Origin of the sequence: Paenibacillus sp. ALJ109b (genome assembly GCF_010747435.1) — a bacterium.
Classification (GTDB): domain Bacteria; phylum Bacillota; class Bacilli; order Paenibacillales; family Paenibacillaceae; genus Paenibacillus; species Paenibacillus taichungensis.
In genome coordinates this window covers 17,447-28,659 of sequence record NZ_JAAIFP010000036.1, presented here as the reverse complement: position 1 = coordinate 28,659, position 11,213 = coordinate 17,447, and the positions used below count along the sequence as shown (strand labels likewise).

Genomic DNA, 11,213 nt, shown 5'->3' with positions numbered 1-11,213 from the left:
AGGGCTTATCCAAGATATGCAGGTTGTAAGTCGCACATTTCGTTTCGGATCTAGTTTTCAGAGAATGATCTCTGAATGTAAGCTAAGCTATGCGTTTGGTGGCGATGGCGGAGGGGTTCCACACGTACCCATCCCGAACACGACCGTTAAGCCCTTCAGCGTCGATGGTACTTGGACCGCAGGGTCCTGGGAGAGTAGAACGCCGCCAAGCGTAAACCCATTACGGGTTTCAATATGATATATAATGTGGGCCCTTAGCTCAGTTGGTTAGAGCGCACCTCTGATAAGGGTGAGGCCGGTGGTTCGAGTCCACCAGGGCCCACCATATAAGTTTTAAACCACAGTGTATGGGGCCATAGCTCAGCTGGGAGAGCGCCTGCCTTGCAAGCAGGAGGTCAGCGGTTCGATCCCGCTTGGCTCCACCATTCCCTGATAGCTCAGTTGGTAGAGCACTCGACTGTTAATCGAGTTGTCACAGGTTCGAGTCCTGTTCGGGGAGCCATTAAGGCCCGTTGGTCAAGGGGTTAAGACACCTCCCTTTCACGGAGGTAACAGGGGTTCGAATCCCCTACGGGTCATAGCTATATTTATTAGCTTAAAAAAGGGATGAGAATCCCAAAGGTTCGTCGGAGGATAAGCTTCGTTAGCAACGGCATCGCAGTCTCGAACGAAGTGAGAGTATTCCCTACGGGTCATATATATGGAGGCTTAGCTCAGCTGGGAGAGCATCTGCCTTACAAGCAGAGGGTCGGGGGTTCGATCCCCTCAGCCTCCACCATATCATTTTCTAAATAACGCGGGGTGGAGCAGCCCGGTAGCTCGTCGGGCTCATAACCCGAAGGCCGCAGGTTCAAATCCTGCCCCCGCAATTATACTTTCTTTCAAGAAAGTGATCTGGAACCGTGGTGTAGTTGGCCTAACATGCCTGCCTGTCACGCAGGAGATCGCGGGTTCGAATCCCGTCGGTTCCGCCATTTTAATCAAAAAATTAAATAAGGCTCGGTAGCTCAGTCGGTAGAGCAGAGGACTGAAAATCCTCGTGTCGGCGGTTCGATTCCGTCCCGAGCCACCATTTATCACCACTTAATATGCCGGTGTAGCTCAACTGGTAGAGCAACTGACTTGTAATCAGTAGGTTGGGGGTTCAAGTCCTCTCGCCGGCACCATGTAATCCTGGAGGATTAGCGAAGCGGCCAAACGCATCAGACTGTAAATCTGCTCCCGTACGGGTTCGGTGGTTCGAATCCATCATCCTCCACCAGTTTTTCGAGTCATTAGCTCAGTTGGTAGAGCACCTGACTTTTAATCAGGGTGTCGAAGGTTCGAGCCCTTCATGACTCACCATTATATGCGCGTGTGGCGGAATTGGCAGACGCACTAGACTTAGGATCTAGCGTCTTTGACGTGGGGGTTCAAGTCCCTCCACGCGCATCCCTTATATGCGGAAGTGGCTCAGCGGTAGAGCATCGCCTTGCCAAGGCGAGGGTCGCGGGTTCGATTCCCGTCTTCCGCTCCAATATTTTGCGCCCTTAGCTCAGCTGGATAGAGCGTTTGACTACGAATCAAAAGGCCGGGAGTTCGAATCTCTCAGGGCGCGCCATTTATAACTTCATATGCCGGCGTGGCGGAATGGCAGACGCGCTCGACTCAAAATCGAGTGGGAAACCGTGGAGGTTCGAGTCCTCTCGCCGGTATAGATAACGGGATGTAGCTCAGCTTGGTAGAGCACCTGGTTTGGGACCAGGGGGTCGCATGTTCAAATCGTGTCATCCCGATTTTTACATGCGGGTGTAGTTCAATGGTAGAACTTTAGCCTTCCAAGCTAATAGCGTGGGTTCGATTCCCATCACCCGCTTTAAAAAAATACAAAAAAAGAGATGGCAGAAACCATCTCTTTTTTTGTATTTTTTTACGTTTCCATCATCCTCCGAACACGTACTCCCATGTTAGTAACTTATCGGATCATAGCTTTATTAACAGTGGGATAATACACAACACCACAGTGATAAAGCTATGTTTATTTGCCATTTTGTAAAACGCTTACAAAAATATCTTGCCTAATCCTTCAGCCTGTAATACTATATCAATTAAGCGCTTAACCTTTAGGGGTAAGGCGCTTAAACTTAACTTAGATTAAGCGCTTAACCCGTAAAGGGAAGGGAGATGATCATTCCATGATAACCATTAGACTGACGATGGCTCAGGCACTGCTCCGATATCTGGATCAGCAATATATTTCCGTTGATGGGGTGGAAACGAAGTTTGTGAAAGGCGTTATCGGCATTTTTGGACACGGCAACGTAACTGGTATTGGAGAGGCACTGGAACGTAGTTCTGGAAGTCTGACGTATATGCAGGGTAAAAATGAACAAGGCATGGTACATACGGCAGCAGCCTATGCCAAGCAGAAGAACCGTAGACAGATATATGCCTGCACAACATCCATCGGCCCAGGAGCACTGAACATGATTACCGCAGCGGCAACCGCAACGGTTAATCGTATTCCCGTTTTACTGCTTCCGGGTGATAACTTTGCCACGCGTGAACCAGATCCCGTGCTGCAGCAACTGGAGATAAGCGGCGATTATACGATTTCAGCTACTGATCCGTTCAAAGCGGTAAGCAAATACTGGGATCGCATCGTGCGTCCCGAACAGTTGATGATTGCTGCCACGCAGGCGATGCGCGTGCTGATGGACCCGGCGGAGACGGGCGCGGTAACGCTGGCGCTGCCGCAGGATGTGCAGGCAGAGGCGTACGATTACCCTGAATCGTTCTTCGCCCGCAAGGTGCATTACCTAGACCGTCGTCCTCCGGTCCAGGCGGCTATTGAACGGGCAGCGCAGCAGATTGCCCGTGGCAGGAAGCCGCTGATCGTAGCAGGCGGCGGCGTGTTGTATGCGGAGGCATCCACACAGCTGGCTGAATTCGCCGAGGCATTTGGCATTCCGGTTGCCGAGACGCAGGCTGGCAAGAGTGCCTTGGCGTGGGACCACCCACTTAATGTGGGAGCCATCGGTGTTACCGGCTCGCTGGCTGCCAACAGGCTTGCCAGAGAAGCAGATGTGGTAATCGGCGTCGGCACCCGGTTCTCGGATTTTACGACGGCGTCCCGGTCTGCTTTTCAGCATCCCGAAGCGGCTTTCATCAATATTAACCTGAACGGCATGGATGCCGCCAAATTGGGTGGGGAAGCGATTCTAGCTGATGCACGGGAAGGTCTGCAAGCTCTGCAAACGGCTTTACAGGGACGGCAGTATCACAGTGGATACGGAACATCCGAGATCGCCGACCTGCGGGATGAGTGGAACACCGAGGTAGATCGACTCTATGGACTGCAACATGAGGCAGGGTTGGCACAGACGACCGCGGTCGGTGTAATTAATCGGACCATTGACCCTTCTTCCGTCATTGTGTGTGCGGCGGGAAGTTTGCCTGGAGACTTGCACCGTCTGTGGCGCGCGTCTGAACCGAAAACATACCACATGGAGTATGGCTTCTCCTGTATGGGCTATGAGGTGAGCGGGGCATTCGGGGCAGCTCTTGCCGAGCCGGATCGTGAAGTGTATGCCGTGGTGGGTGACGGTAGTTACCTAATGCTGCATTCTGAACTGGTGACGAGCTTGCAGGAACAGAAGAAGATGACCATTTTACTATTCAACAACAACGGATTTCAGTGTATTCATAATTTGCAACGGGAGCACGGAAGTGACGGTTTCGGCAACGAGTTCCGCTATCGGGAATCGGAGAGCGGACGACTAACCGGGGATTACATGCCTATGGATTTTGCAGCCCATGCCCGCAGCCTTGGAGCCAAAGCCTATAAGGCAGAGACGACGGAACAATTGGAGCAGGCGATCAGAGATGCCCGGAATGAGACCGTGACTACACTCATCGAAATTCCAGTCGTGCCCGGAACCAATGCAGGCGGATATGAGTCATGGTGGAATGTAGGCGTGCCGGAAGTATCCAACGAGGAAAAGGTGGTAACGGCTCACCACGCGATGAAGGCAAACCGTGCCAAAGCTAGACTCATTTAATTGAGCATATCATCAATCCAAAGAGTAACTTTCAATCAACATGATATAGATAGGAATGCGCGCGTTAAATCGAATGATGCAAAAATGTTGAACCACAAAAGGAGACGTGGAGCCATGAACAAGCTGCCATTTCAGCTCGGGATTCATCCGATCAACTGGGTCGGAGAGGATGTAAAGGAGCATGGTGATGCAACAACGTGTGAACAGATTCTGGATGACATTCAGCGACTTGGCCTGACAGGTACGGAAATGGGACGCAAATATCCCACGGATCCAGACACATTGCGGGAGGAGCTGGGCAAGCGCAATATACGCCTCGTCTCCCAGTGGAAATCGGTATTGTTCTCCGACCTGGCGTATCGTCAGTCTGAGCTGGACAGCTATCGCAGACACGCGGAGTTTCTGCAATCGATGGGCAGCACGGTGATTAGCACGGCGGAAGTAGGAGGCTCCCTGCATTTTGATCCAAGGCGGACACCGCATGAAAAAGAAGTGCAAAGACTCAGTGAATCGGAATGGAAAATCCTTGCTGAGGGTCTGAACGAAGCCGGTGCCATCGCCCGTGAGCACGGGTTGAAGCTGACGTACCATCATCATGGCGGTACCGTTGTTGAGCAGCCGGATGAGATCGATACATTGATGGAACTTACTGACCCATCTCTTGTTTATTTGCTCTATGACACAGGTCATGCTTACTACGGCGGAGCCGACCCGTTAGCTCTCCTACGCAAACATTATGACAGGATTGCCTATATTCATCTAAAGGATATTCGTCCTCAAGTGCTGGACGAAGCACGGGCCGAACAGTCTGATTTTGTGGGCTGTATTCGTAAAGGGGTATTTACGGTTCCCGGAGATGGTTGTATTGATTTTGCACCGATTCTGCAGGAGTTGGTTACACGGGGGTATGATGGCTGGGCGATGCTTGAAGGCGAACAGGACCCTGCGATTCATAATCCGTATGAGTATGCGCGGCGATCGTTGCAATATATGGATTCCTTATACCAGCACAGATGATAAAGTCATGGCCATCGGGAGAGAGCCGTACCATGAGGTAAATCAGATTATGAGTGTGAGTTTGATAAATGTATCATTTCAAATCCCATCACAGAAAGGGGTTCAAAAACAATGACTTACGTATCCTTTCCTGATTCCAGGAAGATGGATTTCACCGCGATTGGCCGTCTGTGCATCGACTTGAATGCCAATGAGATCAATCGCCCGATGGAAGAGACGATGACCTTTACGAAATATGTGGGCGGTTCTCCGGCTAATATCACGATTGGTATGTCCAGGCTCGGTATGGAAACGGCATTTATCGGCAAAATCGCGAATGACCAGATGGGCAGGTTCATCAACAGTTATCTGGAGCGGAACGGGATCGATACGTCAAATGTGGTAACGGACGATACCGGAGCGGTGACAGGACTTGCTTTTACCGAGATCAAAAGTCCAACCGACTGCAGCATTCTAATGTACCGTGACCACGTGGCTGATCTGCTATTGCAGTCGAGAGAGGTGCAGGAACAGCTAATTGCCGACTCCAAAGTGTTGCTCATTTCAGGTACAGCCTTAGCCCAGAGTCCATCTCGTGAAGCGGTATTCCAGGCGCTGGCGTATGCGAAAAAGCATGGCACAATCATTGTGTTTGATCTGGACTATCGTCCTTACACATGGACATCAGCCGAAGAGACGGCGGTCTATTATAACCTCGCAGCCGAGAAATGCGATATCATCCTGGGCACCCGTGAAGAGTTCGACATGATGGAGACGTTTGACCATAATCCAGACCATAGCGATCAGGTGACCGCGCAAAAATGGTTCGACTTTTCAGCTAAAATTGTCGTCATTAAACATGGCAAGGAAGGCTCCATTGCCTATACAGGCGAAGGTCTATCTCATCAAGCGGACAGCTACCCTGCGCGTGTGGTGAAGACCTTTGGAGCAGGTGATTCCTACGCGGCGGGATTCCTATACGGGTTGATGCAGGGTTGGACCATTGAACGCAGCATGGCGTTTGGCAGTGCGGCAGCATGTATCGTTATCTCCAGCCACAGCTGCTCGGATGCGATGCCAACGGTGGAACAAGTGAATGACTATATCGAACGCTGCAATCGGGGCGAAATTACGGTGTCTTGAAGCATGTTGAAGTACTTGGAGTGGATGGAGTAATTGACGCAACGCACATATAAGCGAAGGGAGACAGGGCTATGGGAAAAGGAATTTCGGAAGCGTCAGTAACAGCGACAATGGTTCAAAACTGGATTGGGGGTGCCTGGGTGACCCCGGCGGCAACCCGTACGGAGCCGGTCGTAAATCCGGCTACGGAAGAGGTCATTGCACACGTACCGCTGTCTGAACAGGCGGATGTGGACTTGGCCGTCCAGACGGCACGGGAGGCGTTCCCGTCCTGGAGCGGCACACCGGTTCCCCGCCGTGCACGAATTCTGTTCCGCTACCAGCAGCTGCTGGTGGAGCACTGGGAAGAACTCGCCCGGCTGGTTACGCTGGAGAACGGTAAAAGCTACGCGGAAGCCTACGGCGAAGTGCAGCGTGGCATTGAATGCGTCGAATTCGCGGCAGGCGCCCCGAATCTGATGATGGGCAAACAGCTGCCCGACATCGCCACTGGGCTGGAGTCAGGCATGTATCGGTACCCAATCGGTGTAATTGGGGGAATAACCCCCTTCAACTTCCCGATGATGGTACCGTGCTGGATGTTTCCGCTGGCGATTGCATGCGGCAACACCTTTGTCCTGAAACCGTCCGAGCGCACACCGCTGCTGGCAGGCCGTCTGGCTGAGCTGTTCAAGGAAGCAGGGCTTCCGGACGGCGTGCTCAATATCGTTCACGGTGCGCATGACGTCGTGAATGGACTGCTTGAACACAAGGATGTTCAAGCCATCTCTTTTGTCGGATCACAGCCTGTGGCTGAATATGTTTACACTACCGCATCCGCACATGGCAAACGGGTACAGGCGCTTGCTGGTGCCAAAAACCACTCGATCGTTATGCCGGACGCCGATCTCGACCTGACGGTGAAAGAAATCACCAGTGCGGCCTTCGGCTCAGCCGGAGAGCGCTGTATGGCCTGCTCGGTTGTTGTCGCCGTGGGCGATGTTGCTGACACGCTGGTGCAAAAGCTGGTGGAAGCAGCAGATCGCATCACCATTGGTAACGGCATGGATGAAGGGGTGTTCTTGGGTCCTGTCATTCGTGGTCCACATAAGGAACGTACACTTAGTTACATTGAATCCGGAGAACAGGAAGGCGCTGCTCTGATCCGGGATGGTCGCAAAGATGAAGCGACAGGCAAGTCTGGTTATTTCGTTGGTCCGACGGTATTTGATGAGGTGCAGAGCACTATGAAGATCTGGAAGGACGAGATTTTTGCACCGGTGCTCTCGGTAGCGAGGGTAGCTACGCTGGAGGAAGCAGTGGAATTGGCCAACCGTTCCGACTTTGCCAACGGAGCTTGCCTGTTCACCCGCAGTGGAGCAAGCATGCGCCAATTCCGTGAGACGATTGATGCAGGCATGCTGGGCATTAACTTGGGCGTACCTGCGCCAATGGCATTTTTCCCTTTTTCCGGCTGGAAGAAATCGTTCTACGGTGATTTGCATGCTAATGGTACAGACGGCGTTGAATTTTATACTCGCAAAAAGATGGTTACTGCCCGCTGGTAATCACTCAGGGCATACCAGCCAATGGAAGAACGTTGAGTCCACATGGACACATACAGGGAGGATAACGGAATGGGCAAGGATAAAGTGAGAATTGGCATCATCGGCGCTGGGCGTATTGGTAAAATTCATGCGGACAATCTCCTGCGCAACCCGCATGCCGAGATTGTTGGCATCAGTGATTTGTTTGCAGGACCCGAGCTGGAGGAGTGGGCTTCCAGCCGTGGCATTCCGGTGGTAACGACAGATAGCAGCCAGCTGATTGCCATGCCAAATGTGGATGCAGTACTGATCTGTTCCTCAACAGATACGCATGTACCACTGATTAAAAATGCAGCCCAGGCGGGAAAACACATTTTTTGCGAGAAGCCGGTCAGTATGGATCTTCATCAGACTCGGGCAGCTGTTGCAGCCGTGCAGAAGGCTGGGGTAAAGCTGCAAATTGGATTCAATCGTCGCTTCGATCATAACTTCAAACGGGTACGTGCACATGTGCAGGAGGGAACGATTGGTGATCCGCATATTATCAAAATCACTTCTCGTGACCCGAGTCCGCCGCCAGCGGAGTACATCCGGGTGTCTGGCGGAATCTTCATGGATATGATGATCCATGATTTCGACATGGCCCGGTATTTGTCCGGGAGTGAAGTGGAGGAAGTCTATGCCCAGGGCAATGTGCTGATTCATCCTGTTTTTGCGGAACACGGCGATGTGGATACGGCCATTGTGACGATGAGTTTTGAAAATGGAGCAATCGGCGTCATAGATAACAGCCGCCAAGCGGTATATGGATACGATCAGCGAGTCGAGGTATTTGGCTCATTAGGCAGCGCCGCAGCTGCGAACGATCATCCGAATACGGCAGAGATTAGTACAGCAAACGGATTGATGCGCGACAAGCCACTGCACTTTTTCCTGGAGCGATACAACGAAGCGTACGTGCAGGAGACAGCTCTTTTCATCGACGCGATTCTGAACGATACACCTGTCATCGTGAACGGGAATGATGCCGTTCAGGCAGAACGCATCGCACTCGCCGCTCGCATGTCCATGGAACAAGGCAGACCTGTGAAGCTGCGGGAAGTGCCGGGCATCTCGGTGGAATCGCAGACGGTTTCCCCGTAGTGCCATTTTCATAACAAGTTCTTTTAATCCTAATAGACAGCCATCAGGTTTAAGGATGAATACTGGAAGGAGTGGAAGAAAGCATGTCAGAACGCATAGTAAAACCTGTGTTGAATCCGAAAGCAGACGGAACGTTGTTGACGGTCACACCAGAGTCTGCGGGATGGGAATATGTTGGGTTCCAGGTGGTGCAGCTTGCGGAGGGACAGACCCTAACTCGTGAGAGTGGAGATCAGGAACTCTGCCTTGTGCTTCTTAGCGGCTTGGCGAATGTAAGTACTCGTGAATATACGTGGGAGAAAATCGGGAAAAGAATGAGTGTTTTTGAGAAAATTCCTCCGTATTCGATTTACGTATCCAGTTCAGATCGAGTGGAGTTCACCGCTCTTACCGCATTGGAGATTGCCATATGTGCGGCACCAAGTAAAGGCACGTATCCAGCTCGTCTGATTGCCCCGGAAGATGTAGGTGTTGAGACGCGTGGTTACGGCAACCTGGAACGACAGATTCACAACATTTTGCCGGAACAAAAAGAAGCAGACAGTCTGCTTGTCGTTGAGGTGTTCACGCCAGATGGACATTGGTCTAGTTATCCGCCGCATAAACATGACAGGGACGCCCTGCCTGACGAATCATTGCTGGAGGAGACGTACTATTTCCGAGTGCAGCCTGAGCAGGGGTTTGCCATCCAACGGATATACACAGATGATCGAGCTGTAGATGAGACGCTTGCAGTGAACAATGGCGAAGTCGTGCTTGTTCCGTGTGGATACCATCCGGTGGGTGCTCCACCGGGATACGAAGTCTACTATCTAAATGTGATGGCAGGACCAACCCGGACCTGGAAGTTTCATAACGACCCGGACCATGATTGGCTGATGAATAAAAAGTAGTATCGGCTTCAAGTTGCGTATGCGGACTTCCCCCTGCATAATGAGAAGAAAACGATTACCTATATATAAGGGAATTTATATATAGCACAAATGGGGAAATAACGATGAAAGCAACCATATATGATATAGCACGCGAGGCGGGGGTATCCATTGCAACCGTCTCACAGGTCATTAACGGCAAAGGTAAAATTAGCGAGAAGCGGCGTGCCGAGATTATGGAGATCATGGAGCGGCTTCACTACCAGCCGAGCGCTATTGCTGCTGCACTTACGGGTAAGCAGACATACACGCTCGGGCTGCTCGTGCCCGATATCTCTAATCCGTATTTTGCCGAGCTGGCCAGAGCGGTAGAAGATCGCAGTCGGCAGTTGGGTTATAGCGTCGTGATTTGCAGCACAGACAATAAGGACGAGCGGGTAGAGCGGTATTTGAATCTGCTTCAGCAAAAAAGGGTCGACGGCATGATGATCGGAACAGGTATCGATAATGCCGAGATTCTGTCTCCGCTCCTGCAACAGTCGATACCTGTTGCTCTGATTGCCCGTCATATGCCGTCGTTGTCGGTACATACCGTTGCGATCGATGACAGGCTTGGCGGTGCCTTGGCAGCACAGCATCTGCTTGAAATGGGTCATACTCACGTAGCGGTGCTGTCCGAACCGTTCAAAGTCAGCAGCAGTCAGGAACGTGTACGCGGATTTCGTGAAGCATTGGAGAAGGCGGGTTATTCTCTTGAAGCTGATCAGGTGAGAGAGTCATCTGCCGATCTGGGTTCAGCCAAAAAAGAGGTGCTCGTGCTGCTCACAGAAAAGAATCGAGCCACAGGCATCTTCTGTTGTAACGACATACAGGCAATTGGCGCGCTTCAAGCTGCCAAAGAACTAAATCTGCGTGTACCTGAAGATGTATCAATCATCGGATTCGATAATACGATTCTGGCTTCGGTAACCAGTCCGCCTCTGACGACGGTTGCCCAACCTATTGAGGATCTGGGGCGTCGTGCCGTTGATTTATTAATTGATGAGTTAAAAGATGAAGGGAAATCACCACAGAAAATTGTCCTGAAGCCTGAATTGGTCATTAGAGACTCGACAGGGAATGTATCAGATCAATCTTAAGACTACAGCCCTGTTCTGAAACATATACGTCGTCCACACAAAACAAGCCGCGTGCACCTAAGGGTGAACGCGGCTTGTTTGAGTTAAATCTTAAACTTCTTCACTTCCTCGTACAGCGTATTGGCATGCTGCGCCAGCTCATTGGAACGTTCCGAGATGCTCGTAATGTAATTGAACTGTTCCTGCGTGGAAGAAGCAACCTCTTCTGTAGAAGCCGCGCTCTGTTCCGACATGGCTGCAACACTGGAGATCATTATGAAGAGGTTTTTTCTTTATAAAGTACTTGTATTTAGTGGGTTATTTTAATGATCTAGAACAATATTTGGATGAGATGGTATACTTATAATGGAATCT

8 protein-coding genes, 17 tRNA genes and 1 rRNA gene are annotated in these 11,213 nt (G+C 51.2%); 25 read left to right on the top strand and 1 reads right to left on the bottom strand.

All coding sequences use genetic code 11. From position 1 onward, the window contains the following. Positions 1–94: 94 nt before the first annotated feature. The 25 genes from rrf (at position 95) to G3352_RS28660 (ending at position 10,859) form a co-directional block, all read left to right on the top strand. Positions 95–211 (top strand): 5S ribosomal RNA (rrf, locus tag G3352_RS28780). Between the two features lie 37 nt (positions 212–248). Then, positions 249–325, top strand: a tRNA-Ile gene (locus G3352_RS28775). A 24-nt stretch (positions 326–349) separates the two neighbouring features. Then, positions 350–425: transfer RNA gene (locus G3352_RS28770), tRNA-Ala, on the top strand. A 1-nt stretch (position 426) separates the two neighbouring features. Then, positions 427–502: transfer RNA gene (locus tag G3352_RS28765), tRNA-Asn, on the top strand. A 4-nt stretch (positions 503–506) separates the two neighbouring features. After that, positions 507–578 (top strand) — tRNA-Glu (locus G3352_RS28760). Between the two features lie 124 nt (positions 579–702). Further along, positions 703–778, top strand: a tRNA-Val gene (locus G3352_RS28755). Between the two features lie 17 nt (positions 779–795). Continuing rightward, positions 796–869 (top strand) — tRNA-Met (locus G3352_RS28750). Positions 870–896: 27 nt separating this feature from the next. Further along, positions 897–974, top strand: a tRNA-Asp gene (locus G3352_RS28745). Between the two features lie 22 nt (positions 975–996). Further along, positions 997–1,072 (top strand) — tRNA-Phe (locus G3352_RS28740). An 18-nt stretch (positions 1,073–1,090) separates the two neighbouring features. Then, positions 1,091–1,166, top strand: a tRNA-Thr gene (locus tag G3352_RS28735). A 9-nt stretch (positions 1,167–1,175) separates the two neighbouring features. Beyond that, positions 1,176–1,261 (top strand) — tRNA-Tyr (locus G3352_RS28730). Between the two features lie 7 nt (positions 1,262–1,268). After that, positions 1,269–1,344: transfer RNA gene (locus tag G3352_RS28725), tRNA-Lys, on the top strand. A 6-nt stretch (positions 1,345–1,350) separates the two neighbouring features. Continuing rightward, positions 1,351–1,431: transfer RNA gene (locus G3352_RS28720), tRNA-Leu, on the top strand. Positions 1,432–1,441: 10 nt separating this feature from the next. Further along, positions 1,442–1,516, top strand: a tRNA-Gly gene (locus tag G3352_RS28715). A gap of 7 nt (positions 1,517–1,523) precedes the next feature. After that, positions 1,524–1,600, top strand: a tRNA-Arg gene (locus G3352_RS28710). A 15-nt stretch (positions 1,601–1,615) separates the two neighbouring features. Further along, positions 1,616–1,694 (top strand) — tRNA-Leu (locus G3352_RS28705). 7 nt (positions 1,695–1,701) lie between these two features. Then, positions 1,702–1,775, top strand: a tRNA-Pro gene (locus G3352_RS28700). 9 nt (positions 1,776–1,784) lie between these two features. Beyond that, a tRNA-Gly gene (locus tag G3352_RS28695) sits at positions 1,785–1,855 on the top strand. Between the two features lie 319 nt (positions 1,856–2,174). After that, positions 2,175–4,040: a 3D-(3,5/4)-trihydroxycyclohexane-1,2-dione acylhydrolase (decyclizing) gene (gene iolD / locus G3352_RS28690; protein ID WP_163761472.1), complete on the top strand. Its 1,866-nt coding sequence runs from the start codon at positions 2,175–2,177 to the stop codon at positions 4,038–4,040. Between the two features lie 114 nt (positions 4,041–4,154). After that, the gene (gene iolE / locus G3352_RS28685) at positions 4,155–5,057 is read left to right on the top strand and encodes a myo-inosose-2 dehydratase (protein WP_163761471.1); all 903 of its coding nucleotides are present in this window, start codon (positions 4,155–4,157) and stop codon (positions 5,055–5,057) included. A gap of 111 nt (positions 5,058–5,168) precedes the next feature. Continuing rightward, the gene (gene iolC / locus G3352_RS28680) at positions 5,169–6,179 is read left to right on the top strand and encodes a 5-dehydro-2-deoxygluconokinase (protein WP_064642883.1); all 1,011 of its coding nucleotides are present in this window, start codon (positions 5,169–5,171) and stop codon (positions 6,177–6,179) included. Positions 6,180–6,250: 71 nt separating this feature from the next. Continuing rightward, positions 6,251–7,726, top strand: a complete 1,476-nt coding sequence (locus G3352_RS28675) for a CoA-acylating methylmalonate-semialdehyde dehydrogenase (protein WP_275078687.1) — start codon at positions 6,251–6,253, stop codon at positions 7,724–7,726. A gap of 69 nt (positions 7,727–7,795) precedes the next feature. Next, a complete protein-coding gene (gene iolG / locus G3352_RS28670) occupies positions 7,796–8,848 on the top strand; it encodes an inositol 2-dehydrogenase (protein WP_163761470.1) in 1,053 nt (350 codons plus the stop codon). An 83-nt stretch (positions 8,849–8,931) separates the two neighbouring features. Further along, the gene (gene iolB / locus G3352_RS28665; RefSeq protein ID WP_163761469.1) at positions 8,932–9,741 is read left to right on the top strand and encodes a 5-deoxy-glucuronate isomerase; all 810 of its coding nucleotides are present in this window, start codon (positions 8,932–8,934) and stop codon (positions 9,739–9,741) included. A 104-nt stretch (positions 9,742–9,845) separates the two neighbouring features. Then, a complete protein-coding gene (locus tag G3352_RS28660; protein WP_163761468.1) occupies positions 9,846–10,859 on the top strand; it encodes a LacI family DNA-binding transcriptional regulator in 1,014 nt (337 codons plus the stop codon). An 83-nt stretch (positions 10,860–10,942) separates the two neighbouring features. Here G3352_RS28660 and G3352_RS28655 read toward each other — a convergent pair whose 3' ends face one another. Beyond that, positions 10,943–11,092 (bottom strand): hypothetical protein, encoded by a 150-nt coding sequence (locus G3352_RS28655; RefSeq protein WP_157258625.1) that lies wholly within the window; start codon positions 11,090–11,092, stop codon positions 10,943–10,945. Positions 11,093–11,213: the final 121 nt, after the last annotated feature.